The sequence below is a fragment of the Micromonospora reichwaldensis genome, assembly GCF_031845925.1.
Classification (GTDB): Bacteria; Actinomycetota; Actinomycetes; order Mycobacteriales; family Micromonosporaceae; genus Micromonospora; species Micromonospora reichwaldensis.
In genome coordinates this window covers 1-19,190 of sequence record NZ_JAVRFL010000062.1, presented here as the reverse complement: position 1 = coordinate 19,190, position 19,190 = coordinate 1, and the positions used below count along the sequence as shown (strand labels likewise).

Here is a 19,190-nt window from a genome sequence, read left to right as displayed (position 1 = left end):
GGTGGGTGGGTTAGAGGCGGATGCCGAGGAGGGCGTCCAGGGTGGCGGCGAAGAGGGCGGGGGCGGCCGGGTCGTCGGCGGTGCCGGCGAGGGTCGCCTCAGCCCATCCGTCGGCCAGCGCCAAGGCGCCCGGCGAGTCCAGGTCGTCGGCGAGGCGGGCGCGTACGCCGGCCAGGAACTCCTCGCCCGACGGACCGGCGGGCGCGGCGGCGGCCCGCCGCCAGCGGGCCAGCCGCTCCAGCGACGTGGCGAGCAGCTCGTCGGTCCAGGCGCGGTCGGTGCGGTAGTGCCCCGAGAGCAGGGCCAGCCGGACCGCCATCGGGTCGACCTGGTCGGCGCGCAGCCGGGAGACGAAGACCAGGTTGCCCCGGGACTTCGACATCTTCTCGCCGTCGAGGCCGATCATGCCGGCGTGCACGTAGTGCTGCGCGAAGGGCGCGGTGCCGGTGAGCCGCTCGGCGTGCGCGGCGGAGCACTCGTGGTGGGGGAAGATCAGGTCGTTGCCGCCGCCCTGCACGTCGATCCGGTCGCCGAGCAGGTTGAGCGCGATGACAGTGCACTCGATGTGCCAGCCGGGACGGCCGGCGCCCAGCTCGCCGCCCGGCCAGGACGGTTCGCCCTCGCGGGCGCCCCGCCACAGCAGCGGGTCGAGCGGGTCGCGCTTGCCGGCCCGGTCCGGGTCGCCCCCGCGCTCGGGGAAGATCTCCAGCATCTGCTCCCGGGTCAGGTTGGACTCGTAGCCGAAGCGGGGGGTGGCGGCGATGTCGAAGTAGACGTCACCGGTGCCGTCCTCCAGGCGGTACGCGGCCCCGTCCTTGAGCAGCAGAAGGACCTTGTCGGCGATGTCGGGGATCGACTCCACCGCGCCGACGTAGTGCGCCGGCGGGATGATCCGCAGCGCCTCCATGTCCTCGCGGAACAGCGCGGTCTCCCGCATCGCCAGGACCTTCCAGTCCTCGCCGTCCCGCTCGGCCCGCTCCAGCAGCGGGTCGTCGATGTCGGTGACGTTCTGCACGTAGTGCACGTCCCGGCCGGCGTCCCGCCACACCCGCTGCACCAGGTCGAACGCGATCATGGTGGCGGCGTGGCCCAGGTGCGTGGCGTCGTACGGGGTGATGCCGCAGACGTACATGGTCGCGGTGCCGGCCGGATCGCTCGGGTGGGCGCCCTGCCGCGCCGAGTCGTACAACGACAGCGGCTGGCCCCTGCCCGGCAGCCGCGGCACCTCATGTCCCGCCCAAGAGTCCATGACCGTCAGCCTAACCAGCCGGCGCGGCGCGGCAGGCCCGGCCCACAGTGATCAACATGACAGCGCCGTGGACGGACCGGGCGCGCTCACATGGGGGGCCAGGGCACCGCCGGCCAGTCCTGCGACGGCTGCGGAAACAGGCCGGTGTGCCGCAGCCGGTCGACCCGCGCCGCCAGCTCGGCGACCTCCCGGATGGTCAGGTGCTCGGCCAGCTCGGCGCCGAGCGCCCCGGAAAGCTGGCCGGCGAGCGCGTTGAGCATCTCCACGGCGTCCGCCGGCAACTGCCGCCCGGCCCAGCCCCAGAGCACCGTGCGCAGCTTCTCCTCGACGTGGAAGCTCACCCCGTGGTCGACGCCGTAGATCCGGTCGTCCGGACCGACCAGCACGTGCCCGCCCTTGCGGTCCGCGTTGTTGATCACCGCGTCGAGCACCGCGAGTCGGGCCAGCCGCGGATCGTCGGCGTGCGCCAGCGCGTACGGTGTGCCGTCGTCGTCGCGGGCCGCCGCGATCGGGAACCACCGGGGCGGCAGCGCGTCGGCCGGCACGAACCCGACCAGGGGCTCGGCCTCCTCCGGCTCGTCGATCCAGAGCTGACACGATCCCGGGCCGAACGGGCCGTCGCGCAGCACGGTCGGCGGCACCAGATCCCAGCCGGTGGCCCGGGAGACCACGTACGCCGAGACCTCCCGGCCGGCCAGCGTGCCGTCCGGGAAGTCCCACAGCGGACGCTCGCCCCGCACCGGCTTGTAGACGCAGCGGGCCGTCACCCCGTCGAGGGTCAGGATGCCGCGCAGCGTGGTGTTGGAGGCGTCGACGAGCCGCCCCTCCAGGTCGAGGTGGCCGTCACGCAGCAAGCGGAGCGCGGCCTCGCCGTCCTGTCGGGGCTGGAGATCCGACGACGTCACCGGTGATAACCGTTGTGGCGCGGACAGAGATGACCGGCGGGGTCGAGGGGCTGGCCGCAGAGCGGGCAGGGCGGACGACCGGCGTTGACCACCCGCCGGGCCCGCTCGATGAACTGTCGGGTCGCCTCGGGGGTCAGCCGCACCCGGAGCCGGTCGAGGTCCTCGTCCGGCTCCTCGTCCTCGTCCTCGGCGTCCTCGGTGTCGTCGTCGGGCTCGCCGAGCTCGACCTCGACCTCCGCCTCGCCCACGGCGATGGCCTCGATCACCACGGTCGCGGTGTCGACGTCGAACGCCAGCCCGAGCGTGCCGACCCGGAACTCCTCGTCGACGGGCGTGTCCAGCGGGTCGTTGTCGCCGACGAGGGCCACCGGCTCGGGCAGCTCCACCCCGAAGCGGCGCTGCGCCTCGGAGAGCAGCTCCTCTAGCTTCTCGGCCAGCAACGACACCTGGACCTTCTCCAGCGCGACGCTGACCAGCCGGCCACCGCCGCGCGCCTGGAGGAAGAACGCGCGCTCCCCCGGCGGCCCGACCGTCCCGGCGACGAACCGCTCCGGCGGCTCGAAGGCGTGCACCTGGTGGGTCATACCCACGACCCTATCCGGCGCGCCACAACGCCGCGCACCCCACCGACACGAATCGCCGTACCCCCGCCGCGCCCGGCACACCGTGTGCCGCACCCGGGCGTGGCGGCCGGCGAGACCCCGGGCCCGCGCCGCGGCGTGGTCGCGGACGGGACCCTCGGCCCGCACCGGCGCGCGGACTCCTCGTCGGCCGGCGCGAGCGTCGCGGACGGGGCGAGCGTCGCGGACGGGACGGCCGCCACGCACCGGCACCGCCCCGCCGGACGCCGCATCCTGCGGCGAGGCCGTGGATCGGGGCGCCGCCGGGCCGTCACCGGCCCGCCCCCGCGCCGCCGCCGACCGGCGCGTCGGAGTCGGCCGCCCCGGCGGCCCGCGTCGCCCGTCGGCGCCGCTTGCGCGGCGGCGGCACCAGCCCGGCCAGGTCGCCGCCGGTGTCGTTGAGCCGCATCAGGAACGGCCGCAGCGGCGTGTAGCGGATCGCCGTCACCGAGGCCGGGTCGGCCACGATCCGCTGGAACAGATCCAGGTGTACGCCGAGCGCGTCGGCGACGATCGCCTTGATCACGTCGCCGTGGCTGCACGCCAGCCAGACCGCCTCGGGGCCGTGCTCCGCCGTGATCCGGGCGTCCCACGTACGCACCGCGGTGACCGCCCGCGCCGCCATCGCCGCCATCGCCTCCCCCTCCGGGAAGACCGCCGCGCTCGGGTGCTGCTGGACCACCGGCCAGAGGGGCTCCTTGGCGAGCTTCTTCAGCGGCTGGCCCTCCCACGCGCCGTAGCCGCACTCGATCAGCCCCTCCTCCACCGCCGGGGCGACCCCGGGCAACGCCAGCTCGAGGGTCTGCCGGCACCGGATCAGCGGGCTGGTCACCACCGCCGCGAGCGGCACCGCCCGCAGCCGCTCGCCGACCGCGGTCGCCTGGGCCCGGCCCGTCTCGTCCAGTTCCACGGGCTGACGGCCGGCCAGCCCGCCGTCGGCGTTCGCGGTCGTCCGGCCGTGTCGCAGAAGCAGAAGGGTCGCCACGGGACCACCCTATGACCTGTATCCGGCCACGGGTGCCTCCCCGGTGCGCGGCATGACCCGCGCTCCCCCATCTGCGCTACGGCCCCGGGCCCGACTCACCTCGACCGCGTCGGCGTCGGCGTCGGCGTCGGCGTCGGCGTCGGCGGATCTTGGAACGAGAGTGCCCCTCCAGGGGCCGAGCCTTGCCAAGATCTCGCAAGCGGGGCCGACCCGACAGGCTCGGCTAACCGTCGACCATGCCCGGGGGCCACCAACGGAATCACCCGACACCCATAATGTCCGGTTCATTCCCTGACACGCGGCTTCGCCCCACTCCACCCCGACCGATCGCCCTGTCCGGCACCAATCCGGAACGCCCACCACGACCCGCACCACACCCACCCCGAAACGAGCCGACAATGAGAGACATGTCCGGTTTCGAGGTGTGACCGGGGGCATCGTGGGGGCGGAATCGTGGCCGGCCCCGGGTCGTTACACCATGCGTACGACCGAGCAAGGGCACGTCCCGCCTCCCGGGCAGGTGGCCAGCCCCGGGCCCCGGAATGATGGCGGCCGGCCGGTCGTTACACATGGTCCCGGCCCACGTGCAGGGCATCCCCCTCCGCCCCACGCGGCCGACTCTGATCTTTCCTCCGGCAGGACGCCGGAGGTTCCCCGTTGTCCATCGAGCGCCGGACGGTGCTTGCACCCGCACACAGAGCCGATCCCCCTTCGGTGTGTGGTGCCAACCCCCGAATGGAGCGTCCCCCATGAACACGTTCATTCGTAAGAGCGTTCTCGGTATTGCTGGTCTCGCGTTCGCCGGTGGTGTGGCCGCCGGCCCGATGACCGACAGCACCCCGACGACTGTCGACACCACGCCCGTGGCGGCTGTGGCCGTGCAGGCTGACAAGCCGTCGGTCGACAAGGCCAAGCTGATCCCGCACGGTGTGCAGGGCGCCCAGTCGCACGTCGACCTGTCCGACGAGCAGGTCGCGAACGTGAAGGCGATCATCGCGGCGACGAAGAAGGCCGGCATGGACGAGCGCGCCGCCGTGGTGTCGATCGCGACCGCCCTGCAGGAGTCGAAGCTGGAGAACCTGGGCCACCTCGGTGACCGCAACGACCACGACTCGCAGGGCCTGTTCCAGCAGCGCCCCTCCAGCGGATGGGGCACGGTCGAGCAGATCACCGACCCCGAGTACTCCACCACCGCGTTCCTCAAGGGCCTCAAGCAGGTCGACGGATGGCAGGACATGCCCCTGACCAAGGCCGCCCAGACCGTGCAGGTGTCGGCCTACCCCGACCACTACGCCCAGTGGGAGCAGCAGGCCGCCGACCTCGTCACCGAGCACTGGAACAGCTGACACACAGACTTTCCACCACAAGGGGGACCGCTGGCCGGCACCGATCAATCGGTGCCGGCCAGCGGCACATCCACCACGACCCACCCGGCACCCCGAAGGGGCGCCGGCATCTCCACCACCAGATCTTGGACAGTTACCGCTCACACCCAACGACAACCGTCCAAGATCTCGACGTGAGGACGGCGAGCCCGGCTGACGCAGTCCGGCGCAGAGAGAATGCGACGCCAGACGCCAGACGCAAGAGCGCCGAGGCGCCAGGCTGGCAGTGAGGGCCGGCGGTGGGTCGGACACGGACCGGCCCCCGTCCGCTGCTGCGGACGAGGGCCGGTGTGGAGGTGGGTGGCGGGTCAGGTGGCGCTGATGGTGCCCGTCATCAACAGGGCGAGCACCAGGGTGCCCACCGCGACCCGGTACAGCACGAAGACGTACAGGGTGTGGTGGGCGACGTAGCGCAGCAGCCAGGCGATGGCCGCGTACCCGACGCCGAAGGCGATGATCGTGGCGACGACCATCTGGACCACGGTCGGCACCGACGTGCCGGGCGCCGCCGGCTCGAAGACGTCGCCGACGCTGAAGATCCCGGACATCACCACCGCCGGGATGGCCAGCAGGAACGAGTAGCGCGCCGCCGCCTCCCGGGTGAGGTTGAGGAACAGCCCGGCGGTGAGCGTGCCGCCCGAGCGCGACACCCCGGGGATGAGCGCCATCGCCTGGGCGAAGCCCATCACCACGCCGTCGCGCATCTTGAAGTTCACCAGGGTGCGGGTCTGCCGCCCCCAGTACTCGGCGAACGCCAGCACGAACGCGAACACGATCAGCGTGGTCGCCACCAGCCACAGGTTCCGGCCGGCGGTGCGGATCTGGTCCTTGAACAGAAAACCGAACAGCCCGATCGGGATCGAGCCGACGATGACGTACCAGCCCATCCGGTAGTCGAGGCTGGAACGCACCGACTTGTCCCTGATGCCGACCAGCCACGTACGGGTGATGCGCCAGATGTCCTTCGCGAAGTAGATCAGCACCGCCGCCTCGGTGCCCAACTGGGTGACCGCGGTGAACGACGCCCCGGCGTCCCGGTCGAAGAAGATCGCCGAGGTGATCCGCAGGTGACCGGACGAGCTGACCGGAAGGAACTCGGTCAGTCCCTGGACGATGCCCAGGACGATGGCCTCGACCCAGGTCACTCGCCGACTCCCGAGAGGTCCAGCGCCTCGGCGACGGTACGCAGGGTCTGCACGCCACTGTCCCGGTCGGCGGCGAACAGGGTCACCGACAGGGTGGTGACGCCGGCGGCGGCGTACTCCCGCATCCGCTCGGCGATGCGCTCCTTCGGGCCCAGCAGCGAGGTGCGGTCGATGAACTCCAGCGGCACCGCGGCGGCGGCGTCGCGCTGCCGCTTGGCCAGGTAGAGATCCTGCACCTCGCGGGCGGCGTCGCCGTAGCCCATCCGGGTGGCGAGCTGGTTGTAGAAGTTCTGCTGGCGGCTGCCCATGCCGCCGACGTAGAGGGCCGCGTACCAGCGGACCAGCTCGGCGCAGGTGGCGATGTCGTCGCCGACCACCACGGGCACCGACGGGACCACGTCGAAGCCGGCGAGCTCCTTGCCGGCCTTCGCCCGCCCGGCGCGCACCGACGCGAGCTGCTCCTCGGCGAACTCGGGGGCGTAGAAGATCGCCAGCCAGCCGTCGGCGATCTCGCCGGCCAGTTCCAGGTTCTTCGGGCCCACGGCGGCGAGGTAGATCGGGATGTGCTCGCGCGGCGGGTGGAAGCCCAGCTTCAGCGCCTTGCCCGGGCCGTCGGGCAGCGGCAGCGTGTAGAACTCGCCGTCGTACGCGACGGACTTGCGGGCGACGGCCAGCTTCACGATGTCCACGAACTCGCGGGTCCGCGCCAGCGGCTTGGCGAACCGTACGCCGTGCCAGCCCTCGGAGACCTGCGGGCCGGACACGCCGAGGCCCAGCCGGAACCGGCCGCCGGACAGCGCGTCGATGGTCGCCGCGGTCATCGCGGTCATCGCCGGGGTACGGGCGGGGATCTGCATCACCGCGCTGCCCAGGTCGATCCGCTCCGTCTGCCCGGCCATCCAGGCGAGCATGCTCGGCGAGTCGGAGCCGTAGGCCTCCGCCGCCCACACCACCGAGTAGCCGAGCCGGTCCGCCTCCTGGGCGAAAGCCAGGTGATCGGCCGGTGTGCTCCACGCCGTCTGGTATCCGAGGCTGAGCCCGAGTCGCACTAGGTCCTCCCCCATCCGCACCACAGGTCGCATCAGGTTACGCAATGCCGCAAGTCGACCCGTTCACCGGTCGGCACCGCCGGGGGCGGTGCCCGGACGGTCGGAAACGCGACGCGCCCGGCACACTTGACGGGAGCGAGGATATCGGCGGGCCCTCGTTCGAAATAAGGTTCACCCATGCAACAGCGACCGCTCGGCCGAAGCGGGCTGGCGGTTTCGCGGCTCGCGCTCGGCACCATGACGTGGGGCCGGGACACCGACGCCGACGATGCGGCCGCCCAGCTGAAGAGTTTCCTCGACGCGGGCGGCAACCTGATCGACACCGCCGACGTCTACGGCGACGGCGACGCCGAGTCGGTGATCGGGTCGCTGCTGGGCTCCCTGGTGCCGCGCGAGGAGTTGCTGATCGCCACCAAGGCGGGCCTGCGACCGGGCAGCGGCCGGCGGCGGGACGGTTCCCGGGGCCACCTGTTGCGCACGCTGGACGCCTCGCTGCGCCGGCTGGGCACGGACCACGTCGACCTCTTCCAACTGCACGGCTACGACCCCGACACGCCGCTGGAGGAGACGCTCGCGGCGCTCGACCACGCGGTGGCCAGCGGCCGGGTCCGCTACGTCGGGGTGTCGAACTTCGCCGGCTGGCAGACCGCGCGGGCGGCGGCCTGGCAGACCGCCTGGCCGGGGCGCGCCCCGGTGGTGGCCGCGCAGGTGGAGTACTCGCTGCTGGAGCGGGGCGTGGAGCGGGAGGTGCTGCCCGCGTGCGAGGCCCTCGGGCTGGGGGTGCTGCCGTGGTCGCCGCTGGGCCGCGGGGTGCTCACCGGCAAGTACCGGCACGGCCGGCCCGCCGACTCGCGGGCGGCCTCGCCGCACTTCGAGCGCTTCGTCGCCACCTACCTGGAGCCCCGCTGCTCCAGCATCGTGGAGGCGGTCGCCATCGCCGCGGGCGGGCTGGGTGTCTCCCCGACGGAGGTGGCGCTGGCCTGGATCCGCGACCGGCCCGGGGTGGTGGCCCCGATCCTCGGCGCGCGGACGGTCGGGCAGCTCCTCGGCGCGCTCCAGGTCGAGCGGATGACCCTGCCGGAGGAGATCGTCACGGCACTGGACGACGTGTCGGCGGTGCCGGTGGGCTACCCCGAGCGCGACGGCTGACCCCGCCCCGCGGGGACGGTGGCGCGGTCAGGCCGTGGGGCGCTGGCCGGGCAGGTCGCGTACGGCGGCGAGGAAGCGGGACTGGTCGTCGCGGGTGGCCGGGTTGACGATCCGGATCCAGGACCCGTCGTCGAACACGATGGTGGACGGGAACTGCATGAGGCGGGCCCCGTGCTCGGACTCGATGCGGGCGATGCGCCGCCGCGGCACGCTCCACAGCACCTGGGGGCGCCGCCGGTCCTCGCGGTCGGGGTCGGGGCGGCGGCCCATCCGCAGCAGGTGCAGGTGGGTGTCGGTGACCGCCAGCGGGGTGCCGGTGTAGCGCTCGAGGAAGAGCAGCAGGCTGCCGGCGAGGGTGGCGAGGTCGCCGCTGAAGACGTACCGCCGCCGGTAGGCGATCTCGGCGAGCTGGTCGGCCAGCGGGCGGTAGCGGCTGAGCCGGAACAGCGCCCGGAACGCCTCCTGCTCGTCGGTGAGCGGCAGCGGCTCCCGGGGCGCGCCGCCCGGCGCCGGCTCCGGCTCGGTCGCCTCCGGGGTGCCCGCGGCGAGCACGGCGGCCTTGCCGGGCAGCAGCAGGACGCCGGCGGCGATGCGTACGGGCGTCAGCACGGCGTCCACCCAGGCGACCGGATTGACGATGTTGAGCAGCCCGAACAGCGCGCGCGGATCGAGCGCCTCGGCCAGCTCGGCGTTGACCCGGTCGGCGAGCTGGCTGCCGGCCCGGTGGTTCTCCGGTGTCCGGACCGGCGCCAGGCCGACGTAGCGGATCTCCTCGTCCGGCAGCAGGGGCGCGACCAGGGCGCGCTCGGGCTCGTCGGTGGTGCGGAACTCGTCGCGCAGCTCACGGGCCTTGTCCCGGGCGGCCCGCGCACCGCCCAGCACCGCGTCGGTCAGCCGGCCCAGCCGACTGCGCCCCTCGGACACGCCCCACCCCCGCGATCGACCGTCACCTGCCGGCCGGCTGCTCCGCCGGCGGCTGCCCGAAGACATTCTGGTCGATCCACTCGGCGCCGCCCTGCACCGCCGCGTCGACCTTGTCGCCGACCTGGTCCATGCCGGGCACCGACAGGCCGGAGACCATCGCGACGGTGCCCCAGGTGACGCCGTGCACGACGGAGTTCGGGATGTTCCACGGCAGGTTGGTGACCCAGTCCCGGCCGATCATCCGCGCCCCGTCGGCCATGCCGTGCGCCCGCAGCGCCCCGAGGCGCTCGAACGTGCTCATGTCGAACGGCGAACCGGACTTGCCGAGCTTCCAGGTGCCCTTCGCCGGGTCCATGAACTTGTGGTGCCACTTGTCGGCGGCGCCGGCGGCGCGCCGCTTGTCGGCGTACTTCTGGCCGGCGCGCAGCGCCTTCTGCTTGTCGACCAGCTTGTCCAGGTGGTTGCGCAGTTTGCGCAGGTGGAGCAGGACCCGTTGCAGCAGCCGGATGACCTTCTGCAGGTGCGTCGCCAGCGGTCGGATGATCTTCAACATCCGGGTCAGCGCGATCATGCCCCGGGTGACCGCCAGCGCCACCCCGGCCGCCCAGGACGCCCCGGCGGTGAACGGGGCCATCAGCAGCGCGGTGACCAGCGTCACCAGCAGGAAGTTGACGAACTCGACGCAGATGTCGACGAGGACGTCGTGCACCGTCTGGAGCGCGTCGGCCACCCCGCGCAGGTACTCGGCCGTGGCGGCGAACTGCTCGGCGACGTCCAGCAGCTGCTGCTCGACCTCGGCCAACCGCCGCCCGTACGCCTGGCCGGACGGGGAGCGCCAGCCGGCCTGCTCGGCCTCGCGCACGCTGCGGTGGCCCATCGCCAGCTCCCGCACCTGCGCGGCCAGCGCGTCCCACTCCGTGGCCTTGGCGCGCAGCGCGGCCGGCTCGCCGTCGACGAGGTCGACGAGCTGGATCAGCGGCCAGGCGAGGGTACGGCAGACGCTGTCGACCACCTTGTCCACGCCGGACAGGGCGTTGTCGATGCCGTTCCAGAGCTCGACGGCGGTGCCCGCGGGCCCACTCACCGGGGCATCCCGGCGCCGATGGCGCGGAAGGAGGCGTCGATGTCCTGCTCGTTGCGCTCGTAGGCCTCGGCCGTCCCGCCCAGCGCGCCGCCGACCCGCTCGAACGCGTCGTGGCCGGACCGGAACAGCTCCATCCCCCCGGTGACCTGCTCGGCGTACTTCTCGCGGAGCATGTCGCTGACGAACGGCAGGTGCCCGAAGGCCCCGTCCGGTATGTCACCCGCTGACGTGATCCGGCTCTCCAGCGCGGTCAGCGAGGTGGCCACCCGCTTCGCCGCCGCCTCCAGCCGACGCACCGCCTGCACGTCGACGTCGATGTCAGGCACGCCGTTCCTCCCCCACTCGCCCGGCGGGACGACGATACGATCATGCCGCCGCCGGGCGCCACCCCGGACGGCACCGCGCACGGGAGGTTCTCATGTCTGACCCGCTGTCCGCGTTCGACGCACTCGCCGGACGGCTCGCCGACATCGAACGCCGCTTCGCCGGGCTCACCGACGACCTGGACGAGCTGAGCGCCACCGCCACCGACGACAGCGGCCTGGTCACCGCGACCGTCGACGCCACCGGCGAGCTGACCGACCTGAGCCTCGCCCCGACCGCCCTGCGGGTGGGCACCGAGGACCTCGCAGCCATGGTGCTGCAGGCGTACCGGCAGGCCCGCGCGACGGCGACCGCGCAGCTCGAAGAGCGCACCGGGGGTCTCGACGCGACGCTCGGCGCGGGCCTGAACGGGATCTTCGGCACCCCCGGCGACTTCGCCTCGCTGGGCCGCCTGGAGGAGGCGATGGGACGGCTCGGCCGACTCGACGGCCGCCTGCCGGGGCCGCCGGCATGACATCGCCGGGTTGGCCAGACATCGTCGCCCGGCTCCACGACACACTGTCGGGCTGCGACCGCGACACCGACCTGGAACTCGCCGCCGGCCCCCGCCGGCTGCACCTGATGGTGCGCCGGGACACCGTCCGCGGGATCTGCCCACCCTACGACGAGCGACGCCTGGCCGAACTCGGCTGGCAGGCGCCGCGCGGAGTCGGCGGTTGGTGGTACGAGACACCGCGCACCGCCGAGGGCCTGCGCTGGTGGAGCGGGTTCGCGGCGCAGACCGCCGCCACGGTGCTCACCACGGAGCCCCGAGCGCTGTCCTGCCAGATCCTCCCGCCCACCGGTCCCCGGGTGCGCCCGGAGCCGACCGTGCCCCGCGCCCGGGCCGGGCAGCCCGTCGCCGGAGCCGAACAGCCCGCGGCGGGGGCCGGGGACGCGCGCGTGCCCGGCCCGCCGCCCGCGGAACTGCCCACGGATTCATCCGCGGGCCCAGCCGCCGACGAGACGCGGAGCGGGGCGGACCCGGGCGGGCCGTCGGTGCTCGACCTGCTCAGCGAGGCCGGCGCGCGGCGGGACCTGCCCGGCTACCTCGGCGTCCTCGCCGCCGCGGCGGTCTGCGTACCGCTGGCGGCGGAGCCGGGGCCGGACCGCGAGGTGCCGTGGACGATCGTCACCGACCCGACCGGCGCGCCGCTGCTGCCCGTCTTCACCTCCCCCGACGCGCTGACCGCGTTCGCCGGGGAGGGCGTGCCGTTCGTCGCCGTGCCCTGCGCGGAGCTGCTCGCGGACTGGCCCGACCCGGCGTGGGGGCTGGTGGTGGACGCGGGCACCCCGCGCGCCCTGGCCCTGGGGGCGGCGTCGCTGGCCGCCCTGCTGGCGGCGAACCCGCCGACCGGCTGACCGCCGGTCGGCGGCCTACCGCTGCCGGTCGGCGGCCTACCGCTGCCGGCCGCGCCGCGCGTGCCGCACGGCGAACGCGACCGCGCCGACGACGAGCACGACGCCCAGGAACTGGAGGCCGGGCGAGTCGTCGGCCTCCCCGTGCACGACGCCGGCGACGCCGAGCGCGCTGGCGATGAGGGCGAGCAGGTACGTCATGGCGTCTCCCTGGTGGCGGCCGGGGTCTCGGACCTGCCGGCGGGCGGTTCGTGGTCGGTGGTCCGGGGCGTGGCGCGCGGGTTCACTCGTCGACCCACTCGAGCAGGTCACCGGGCTGGCAGTCGAGCACCCGGCACATGGCCTCCAGGGTGCTGAACCGGACGGCCTTGGCCCGGCCGTTCTTCAGCACCGCCACGTTCGCCGGCGTGAGTCCGACGCGCTCGGCGAACTCGCCGACGCTCATCTTGCGTTTGGCCAGTTCGACGTCGATGCGTACGACGATGGGCATCAGATCACCGCCTCCATGTCGGTCCGCAGCGTCGTGGCCTGCCGCAGCAGCGCGCGCATCACCACCATCAGCAGGCCCAGCACGGCGACGCCCACCAGCAGCAGGAACAGCAGGAGTGGCAGCCCGGGGTCCGTGGCGTTGAAGCCGACGTAGAGGAAGACGCCCAGCAGCACGACCCAGGCGGCGACGATCGCCCAGACGATCGCGTCCACCCACGCCAGCGAGGCGTCGCTGAAGATGCGGTCGCGCTTGACCAGGGTGAGCAGCTTCCAGGTGGACACGACCACCACCTGGACGCACAGCACCCAGAACACCGCCACGGCGGTCATCGGCCACCTGAGGTAGGCCAGCTCCGGGGACTCCTCGGCCATGTGGGCGAACTGCCCGGGCAGCGAGAAGGTCTGGAGCATGACCAGGATCCCGAACAGCACGACGAGGAAGACTCTGAGCGGGGCTACCGCTCGATGCTCGTTGAACATGCATCGACTATCGCTCTTAACCTATCGAAAGTCAATCGGTTCGGCGATGGCCGGGAAGCCGGGCGGCCACGTCTCGCAGCGGCGCGGGTCACCGGTGAGGGGGTGGCGAAGGCCTCCCGGGCTGGGCAGCATGGAGGTCATGGACTACGAGTACGCGCCGCTGCGGCTGCCGCCGAACGTCGACCGGTTGACCGCCGCGGCGCAGTTGGCGATCCAGGCGGAGTTCTCCGGGTGGGAGTTGGCGCGGGTACGGCTGTACCGCGACGGCACGCGGCAGGTGGTGCTGCGCCGCCGGCGGGTCAACCAGCCGCAGCCGGGACTGTCGTACTGACCACGAAAGCAAGGCCCGGGGCCGACCGTCCGGTCGGGCCCCGGGCCTGCGCCGCCTGACCGGCGGGCCGTCACCGCCTAGTGGGCGTGGTCGTGCTCCTCGTCGAGCTCCATGAAGGGGTGCTCGTCGAGCCGGCCAACCAGCCGGTCGTCGGCGGCCGGCTGGAACGGGCCCACCGGGTCGTCGTCGTCGAAGGACTCCAGGTCCACCGGGGTGCCGACCTCGCTGACCATCACCACGCCGTCGAGCGGCTCCAGCTCCGGCACGTCCAGCGCGCCGAGCGAGCCGTCACCGCTCTGGAGCAGCTCCAGCACCGCCTCGCCGACCCCCTCGACCGGCTCCGGCTCGTCCTCGGCCGGGGTGCCCTCCCGCCGGGCGGCCTCGGCGACCCGGATCAGCGCCGACACGCTCGGCACCCGGTAGTCGCGCCGCTGCCGTACCGAGATCACCCGCGGGTGCGGGTCGGTGGGCTCCACGCCCTCCGCGGCCCCGAAGCGCTGGTCGGCCTCCTCCGGGTCGATCGACTCGACGTCCCACGGGGTGACCTCGCCGAAGGCGTCCAGGAGTTGCTCGTCGTACGCGAAGGACGCGTTGTTGAGCGCGACGTACGCCTGCCAGACGTCGTCGTCGTCGACGCGGCCCTGTGCGGCGCGGACGGCGGCCAGGTGGTGGCGGGCCGCATCGATCACGCGCTCGAGGGCGGCGTCCAGCTCACCGTGCTGGTCGGTCATGTGGGTCAGTCCCTTCACGATCAGTGGTTCCCGCCGGGACACCGGGGTTTCCTGGCGGGGGCTAGCAGGTGCGGAGGAACCGGTCGAGAACCCGCACGCCGAACTGTAGTCCGTCCACCGGAACCCGCTCGTCGATGCCGTGGAACAGCGCGGAGAAGTTCAGGTCGGCCGGCAGCCGCAACGGCGCGAAGCCGAAGCAGCGGATGCCGAGCTGCGAGAACGCCTTCGCGTCGGTGCCGCCGGAGAGCATGTACGGCACCGGCCGCGCCCCCGGGTCCTCCGCGCGCAGCGCGGCGGACATCGCGTCGACCAGGTCTCCGTCGAACGTCGTCTCCAGCGCCGGCTGGCGCTGGAGGTACTCGATGACGATGTCCGGGCCGACCAGCTCGCGCAGCTGCCGCTCCAGCAGCTCCGACTGCCCCGGCAGGCTGCGGCAGTCGATGGTGGCGGTGGCCCGGCCCGGGATGACGTTGTCCTTGTAGCCGGCGGCGAGCCGGGTCGGGTTGGCGGTGTTGCGGATCGTCGCGCCGATGATGTTGGCGATCGGCCCGAGCTTGGCGATGGCGGTCTCCGGGTCCTCCGGGTCCAGCTCGATGCCGAGCAGGTCGGAGACCTCCTCCAGGAACGCCCGCACGGTGTCGGTGACCACCACGGGGAAGCGGTGCCGGCCGACCCGGGCCACCGCCTCGGCGAGCGCCGTGACCGCGTTGTCGTCGTGGATCATCGAGCCGTGCCCGGGGCGGCCCTTGGCGTGCAGGCGCAGCCAGTCGATGCCCTTCTCGGCGGTCTCGATCAGATAGAGCCGCTGGCTGTCGTTGACCGAGTACGAGAAGCCGCCGACCTCGCCGATGGCCTCGGTGCAGCCGTCGAGCAGACCGCGGTGCCGCTCGACCAGGAAGTGCGCGCCGTAGTCGCTGCCCGCCTCCTCGTCGGCGGTGTACGCGAGCACGATGTCCCGGGGCGGGCGGACCTCGGTGCGCTGCCAGTGCCGCACCACCGCCAGCACCATCGCGTCGAAGTCCTTCATGTCGATGGCGCCCCGGCCCCACAGGTAGCCGTCGCGCAGCTCACCGGAGAACGGGTGGACCGACCACTCGTCGGCGTCGGCGGGGACGACGTCGAGGTGGCCGTGCACCAGCAGCGCCCCGCGGCCCGGGTCGGTGCCGGGGATGCGGGCGACCAGGTTGGCCCGGCCGGGCGCCGACTCGTGGATGACGGACTCGACGCCCACCTCGGCCAGCTTCTCCGCCACGTACTCGGCGGCGAGGCGTTCCCCGGCGCTGGTGTCGTTGTCCCCGGTGTTGGTGGTGTCGATCCGCAGCAGGTCACGGCAGAGGTCGACGACCTCGTCGGTGGGGTCGGGTCGGGCGAAGTCGCTCGTCATCAGACTCCTTCTGTGAGTGTCCCGGGCCTTCGGGCCGGGGAGGGAACGGGACCTCCTGCGAGACAGGTCAGGGATGGCAGGGCCGCCGTCAAGGCCGACAGAAGTACCGCACGGATACCGCAGGTCCGGTTCCAAACTATCGTGTTAGCTTGTGAAAGTGACCTCAAGGGTGAAGCGGGCCTACAAGTTCCGCTTCTACCCGACGGCCCAGCAGGCAGAGCTGTTGAGCCGAACGTTCGGGTGCGTGCGCAAGGTCTACAACCTGGCCCTGCATGCCCGGACCGAGGCGTGGTACCAGCGGCAGGAACGGGTCAACTACAACGCGACCAGCGCGATGCTGACCGCTTGGAAGAAGACTGAGGAGTTGGCTTTCCTCAACGAGGTCTCCTCCGTGCCGCTGCAGCAGACGCTGCGGCATCTGCAAAGCGCCTTCGCGAATTTCTGGGACAAGCGCGCCCGCTACCCGCGCTTCAAGTCCAAGCGCAGGTCGCGAGCTTCGGCCGAGTTCACCCCCAGCGCGTTCCGCTGGAGAGACGGCCAGCTCACTCTGGCCAAGATGACCGACCCGCTGGCCATCGTCTGGTCGAGGTCGCTGCCCGAAGGGCAGTCCCCGTCCACCGTGACCGTGTCCCGCGATTCGGCCGGCCGCTGGTTCGTGTCCCTGCTCTGTGAGGACCAGATCGAGACCCTCCCGGCCGCCGAGAGCGCAGTAGGCATCGATGCCGGCCTCGAGCACCTGCTGACCCTGTCCACCGGGGAGAAGATCGCCAACCCCCGGCACGAACGGGCCGACCGCACTCGGCTGGCCCGCGCCCAGCGAGAGCTGGCACGCAAGGAGAAGGGCTCCCACAACCGGGCCAAGGCCCGGCTCAAGGTGGCCCGCGTCCACGCCCGCATCGGCGATCGCAGGCGTGATCACCTGCACAAGCTCACCACTCGACTCGTGCGCGAAAACCAAACGCTCGTGATCGAGGACCTGACCGTGCGCAACATGGTCCGCAACCACCGCCTGGCCCGCGCCATCAACGATGCGGCCTGGCACCAGTTCCGCGAGCTGCTCACCTACAAGTGCGCCTGGTACGGCCGGAACCTCACCGTGATCGACCGCTGGTACCCCTCCTCCAAGGTGTGCTCGACCTGCGCAGCCGTCGCGCGGAACATGCCGCTGAAAGTGCGGGCCTGGACGTGCCGGTGCGGCACCACCCACGACCGCGACGTCAACGCGGCACGCAACATCCTGGCCGCCGGGCTGGCGGCTGCTGCCTGTGGAGCCGGTGTAAGACCTCAACGGGAACTCTCCCGGACGAGGCGGTCGGCGATGAAGCAGGAAACCCCTGGGGCGACCCAGGGAACCCGCGCCCTCTAGGGCGGGGAGGATGTCAACGGTTCTTCATACCAGCCGGATCGACCGGCACTCGGCGGCCGATCCAGGCGGTTTCGCCGCCGACGCCGCCGGGTACCGCCGCTCGCGACCGCTCCCCACCACCTGCGCCGCCCGCCAAAGAGGAGGGCACCATGACCGTTCCCCTGCCACCGCTGCCGCCGACCGGAGAGGACGAGGGCTTCCGGCCGGGCGGCCGCAGCATCGCCGACATCCTCGACGCCGAGCACCGGCAACTGCGGGAGTTGCTGCGGCGGCTCACCGACCCGGGCCCGGAGCCCGTCCCCGAGCGCGGCCTGGAGGTGCTCACGGCGACGCTGTCGCGGCACCTGTCCGCCGAGGAGCAGTACCTGCTGCCCGCCGTCCGGGCCGCGCTGCCCGACGCGGCGGAGCGGATCGACCGGGCCATCGCGGACGACCGGGCCCTGCTGACCGCGCTGAAGGCGCTCGCCGACGAGGGGCTCGCCGACGTCGCCGCGCGGGTCCACCGCCACGTCGAGGAGGCCGGCGCGCTCGTCGCGGCGCTGCGCGAGGTGGCCAGCGCCGAGGAGCTGATCCGCCTGGGCAACCGGCTGGAGATCGCCGAGGAGGCGGCCCCGACGCGCCCGCACCCCGGCACCCCGGCGACGCCGCCGTGGAACCGGGTCGTCGAGCCCGCGGTGGGCGTCGTCGACAAGGTCCGCGACGCCGTCACCGGCCGGCCCACCTACCTGGCCGACCTCACCGAGCGGCCGCCGGGCTGAGCCGGCGGCGGGCGCGGGCGCGGCACGCCGGAGCAGATCGGGCACACATTGGGAGGCGTTGATCCGTCCAGGGCCTTCCGTCGGCCGCTACGGGGTCATACCGTCACGGTATGAATCTGGAGCTGCGACACCTGAGGGTGGTCTGCGCGATCGCGGAGACGGGGAGCGTGACCAAGGCGGCATCGACGCTCGGCCTGGCCCAGCCGGCACTCACCGCCCAGCTCCAGCGCATCGAGCGGACCCTGGGCGGGCCGCTGTTCGAGCGGGACCGCCGCGGCGCCCGCCCGACCGCCCTCGGCGAGCTGGTGCTCGCCCGGGCGCGGGTGCTGCTGCCGGCGATGAAGGGCCTGCAGGACGAGGCGGCGCGGCTGGCCGGGTCCGGGGACGTGCCCCGCCGCTACCGGTTCGGCGGGGTGAACAGCCCGATCCTCGGCCGGCTCGTGCACCGGCTCGCCGCGGAGCCCCCACCGGCCCAGATCACCACCCACGCCTCCTGGTCGGCCGACGAGCTGGCCCAGCTCGTCGCGGGCGGCCGGCTGGACTTCGCGCTGATCGGGGTGTGCGGCGACGCGGCCCCGCCCGCCGAGCTCGGGTTGAGCTGGCGGGAGGTGGCCGTCGACCCGGTGCTGGTGCTGCTGCCGGAGCAGCACCCGCTGGCCGGGCACGCCGAGGTGAGCCTGGTGGACCTGAGCCACGAGCAGTGGGTCGCCGCGCCCGGCGACGGCTGCTTCGGCGACTGCTTCGCCGCCGCCTGCGCCCGCGCCGGTTTCACCCCCCGCAAGGTGTACGAGACCGACGTGCGCTGCTGCATCGACATGGTGGACTCCGGCGAGGCGATCGCGCTCTGCCAGGCCACCTTCCGCCCGGTCGCCGGGTTGGTCACCCGGATGCTGACCGGGACGCCGCTGCGCTGGCGGCTGATGCTGGGCTGGCATCCCGACTCACCCGCCGCCCGCGACGCCGAACTGGTGCTGGAGTTCGCGCTGGCCGCGTACACCGACTCGCTGGCGGCACACCCGGAATACCTGGCCTGGCTGCTGCGCAACCCGAGCTACGGGGCGCGGCGGCTGACGGCCGCCGGGGCCGACGGGGTGCGAACGGCGTAGCGCCGGGTATCAGGCGGACATGACCGATGCCTACCCCGCCGCCGACGACCGGGAGATCCTCCGGCAGGCCGCCGCCACGCACACCGCCGCCGCCCGCGACGTGGAGGCGTTCCTGCGTCGCCTGCCCGAGGTGCCCGACCCGGCGGACGTCACGGAGTACGCCAACCTGCTGACCCGCGAGGAGCGGGCGCGCGCCGACCGCGAGGCGGCGGCCGACGCCGCGGGCCTGACGATCGGCAGCCTGGAGAGCGACCACGGTTGACCACGGCGGGCGGCGCCCCGGCCGCCCCGGCGCCCCCCGACCCCCGGCTCCGCGGTCGCCCAGGGC

23 protein-coding genes are annotated in these 19,190 nt (G+C 73.1%); 9 read left to right on the top strand and 14 right to left on the bottom strand.

All coding sequences use genetic code 11. From position 1 onward, the window contains the following. Positions 1-10: 10 nt before the first annotated feature. The 4 genes from mshC to RM555_RS30395 all read right to left on the bottom strand — a co-directional run bounded on the left by mshC (position 11) and on the right by RM555_RS30395 (position 3,759). Positions 11-1,249, bottom strand: a complete 1,239-nt coding sequence (mshC, locus tag RM555_RS30410; RefSeq protein WP_311414932.1) for a cysteine--1-D-myo-inosityl 2-amino-2-deoxy-alpha-D-glucopyranoside ligase — start codon at positions 1,247-1,249, stop codon at positions 11-13. 86 nt (positions 1,250-1,335) lie between these two features. Continuing rightward, positions 1,336-2,154, bottom strand: a complete 819-nt coding sequence (locus tag RM555_RS30405) for an SCO1664 family protein (protein ID WP_311414931.1) — start codon at positions 2,152-2,154, stop codon at positions 1,336-1,338. Continuing rightward, the gene (locus RM555_RS30400) at positions 2,151-2,738 is read right to left on the bottom strand and encodes a DUF3090 domain-containing protein (protein ID WP_311414930.1); all 588 of its coding nucleotides are present in this window, start codon (positions 2,736-2,738) and stop codon (positions 2,151-2,153) included. The genes RM555_RS30405 and RM555_RS30400 overlap by 4 nt, the downstream gene beginning before the upstream one ends. 307 nt (positions 2,739-3,045) lie before the next feature. Beyond that, positions 3,046-3,759 (bottom strand): histidine phosphatase family protein, encoded by a 714-nt coding sequence (locus tag RM555_RS30395; protein ID WP_311414929.1) that lies wholly within the window; start codon positions 3,757-3,759, stop codon positions 3,046-3,048. A 749-nt stretch (positions 3,760-4,508) separates the two neighbouring features. Here RM555_RS30395 and RM555_RS30390 point away from each other — a divergent pair. Beyond that, complete coding sequence (locus RM555_RS30390) at positions 4,509-5,105, top strand: hypothetical protein (protein WP_311414928.1); 597 nt, start codon at positions 4,509-4,511, stop codon at positions 5,103-5,105. A 347-nt stretch (positions 5,106-5,452) separates the two neighbouring features. Here RM555_RS30390 and RM555_RS30385 read toward each other — a convergent pair whose 3' ends face one another. Together RM555_RS30385 and RM555_RS30380 are read right to left on the bottom strand one after the other, a co-directional pair. Continuing rightward, positions 5,453-6,289 carry an undecaprenyl-diphosphate phosphatase gene (locus RM555_RS30385; RefSeq protein WP_311414927.1) on the bottom strand — a complete coding sequence of 279 codons (837 nt, stop codon included), beginning with the start codon at positions 6,287-6,289 and terminating at the stop codon, positions 5,453-5,455. Continuing rightward, a complete protein-coding gene (locus tag RM555_RS30380; RefSeq protein WP_132238108.1) occupies positions 6,286-7,338 on the bottom strand; it encodes an LLM class F420-dependent oxidoreductase in 1,053 nt (350 codons plus the stop codon). The genes RM555_RS30385 and RM555_RS30380 overlap by 4 nt, the downstream gene beginning before the upstream one ends. Before the next feature lie 177 nt (positions 7,339-7,515). Here RM555_RS30380 and RM555_RS30375 point away from each other — a divergent pair, with 177 nt between their 5' ends. Beyond that, positions 7,516-8,487, top strand: a complete 972-nt coding sequence (locus tag RM555_RS30375; RefSeq protein WP_311414926.1) for an aldo/keto reductase — start codon at positions 7,516-7,518, stop codon at positions 8,485-8,487. Positions 8,488-8,514: 27 nt separating this feature from the next. Here RM555_RS30375 and RM555_RS30370 read toward each other — a convergent pair whose 3' ends face one another. Genes RM555_RS30370 through RM555_RS30360 form a run of 3 tightly spaced genes read right to left on the bottom strand, consistent with a single transcriptional unit; the run spans position 8,515 to position 10,821 of the window. Continuing rightward, positions 8,515-9,411 (bottom strand): hypothetical protein, encoded by an 897-nt coding sequence (locus RM555_RS30370; RefSeq protein WP_311414925.1) that lies wholly within the window; start codon positions 9,409-9,411, stop codon positions 8,515-8,517. A gap of 22 nt (positions 9,412-9,433) precedes the next feature. Next, positions 9,434-10,495: a WXG100 family type VII secretion target gene (locus RM555_RS30365; RefSeq protein WP_311414924.1), complete on the bottom strand. Its 1,062-nt coding sequence runs from the start codon at positions 10,493-10,495 to the stop codon at positions 9,434-9,436. After that, complete coding sequence (locus tag RM555_RS30360; RefSeq protein WP_121397959.1) at positions 10,492-10,821, bottom strand: hypothetical protein; 330 nt, start codon at positions 10,819-10,821, stop codon at positions 10,492-10,494. Before RM555_RS30360 ends, RM555_RS30365 begins: the two co-directional genes overlap by 4 nt. Positions 10,822-10,913: 92 nt before the next feature. Here RM555_RS30360 and RM555_RS30355 point away from each other — a divergent pair, with 92 nt between their 5' ends. Both RM555_RS30355 and RM555_RS30350 read left to right on the top strand, forming a co-directional pair. After that, positions 10,914-11,333 (top strand): YbaB/EbfC family nucleoid-associated protein, encoded by a 420-nt coding sequence (locus RM555_RS30355; protein WP_311414923.1) that lies wholly within the window; start codon positions 10,914-10,916, stop codon positions 11,331-11,333. Continuing rightward, the gene (locus RM555_RS30350) at positions 11,330-12,220 is read left to right on the top strand and encodes an SseB family protein (protein ID WP_311414922.1); all 891 of its coding nucleotides are present in this window, start codon (positions 11,330-11,332) and stop codon (positions 12,218-12,220) included. The genes RM555_RS30355 and RM555_RS30350 overlap by 4 nt, the downstream gene beginning before the upstream one ends. A gap of 36 nt (positions 12,221-12,256) precedes the next feature. Here the strand turns inward: RM555_RS30350 and RM555_RS30345 are convergent, their stop codons facing one another. The 3 genes from RM555_RS30345 to RM555_RS30335 all read right to left on the bottom strand — a co-directional run bounded on the left by RM555_RS30345 (position 12,257) and on the right by RM555_RS30335 (position 13,186). Beyond that, on the bottom strand, positions 12,257-12,418 hold the full coding sequence (locus RM555_RS30345) for a hypothetical protein (RefSeq protein WP_311414921.1): 162 nt from the start codon (positions 12,416-12,418) through the stop codon (positions 12,257-12,259). A gap of 82 nt (positions 12,419-12,500) precedes the next feature. Further along, entirely contained in the window at positions 12,501-12,707 is a 207-nt protein-coding gene (locus RM555_RS30340; protein ID WP_026874506.1) for a helix-turn-helix domain-containing protein, read from the bottom strand. Further along, positions 12,707-13,186 carry a DUF2975 domain-containing protein gene (locus RM555_RS30335; RefSeq protein ID WP_311414920.1) on the bottom strand — a complete coding sequence of 160 codons (480 nt, stop codon included), beginning with the start codon at positions 13,184-13,186 and terminating at the stop codon, positions 12,707-12,709. Before RM555_RS30335 ends, RM555_RS30340 begins: the two co-directional genes overlap by 1 nt. 139 nt (positions 13,187-13,325) lie before the next feature. Between RM555_RS30335 and RM555_RS30330 the strand changes: the two genes are divergently transcribed. Then, a complete protein-coding gene (locus tag RM555_RS30330; RefSeq protein WP_013734349.1) occupies positions 13,326-13,517 on the top strand; it encodes a DUF5703 family protein in 192 nt (63 codons plus the stop codon). Between the two features lie 77 nt (positions 13,518-13,594). Here RM555_RS30330 and RM555_RS30325 read toward each other — a convergent pair whose 3' ends face one another. Further along, a complete protein-coding gene (locus RM555_RS30325) occupies positions 13,595-14,248 on the bottom strand; it encodes a hypothetical protein (RefSeq protein ID WP_311414919.1) in 654 nt (217 codons plus the stop codon). A gap of 61 nt (positions 14,249-14,309) precedes the next feature. Further along, a complete protein-coding gene (locus RM555_RS30320) occupies positions 14,310-15,632 on the bottom strand; it encodes a M20/M25/M40 family metallo-hydrolase (protein WP_311414918.1) in 1,323 nt (440 codons plus the stop codon). Between the two features lie 169 nt (positions 15,633-15,801). On the opposite strand from RM555_RS30320, the gene RM555_RS30315 reads away from it, so the two are divergent. The 4 genes from RM555_RS30315 to RM555_RS30300 all read left to right on the top strand — a co-directional run bounded on the left by RM555_RS30315 (position 15,802) and on the right by RM555_RS30300 (position 19,124). Next, positions 15,802-16,998 (top strand): RNA-guided endonuclease InsQ/TnpB family protein, encoded by a 1,197-nt coding sequence (locus tag RM555_RS30315; RefSeq protein ID WP_311414917.1) that lies wholly within the window; start codon positions 15,802-15,804, stop codon positions 16,996-16,998. 149 nt (positions 16,999-17,147) lie between these two features. Continuing rightward, positions 17,148-17,756, top strand: a complete 609-nt coding sequence (locus tag RM555_RS30310; RefSeq protein WP_311414916.1) for a hemerythrin domain-containing protein — start codon at positions 17,148-17,150, stop codon at positions 17,754-17,756. Positions 17,757-17,866: 110 nt separating this feature from the next. Next, complete coding sequence (locus tag RM555_RS30305; protein WP_311414915.1) at positions 17,867-18,862, top strand: LysR family transcriptional regulator; 996 nt, start codon at positions 17,867-17,869, stop codon at positions 18,860-18,862. A 19-nt stretch (positions 18,863-18,881) separates the two neighbouring features. Next, entirely contained in the window at positions 18,882-19,124 is a 243-nt protein-coding gene (locus tag RM555_RS30300; protein ID WP_132237913.1) for a hypothetical protein, read from the top strand. Positions 19,125-19,190: the final 66 nt, after the last annotated feature.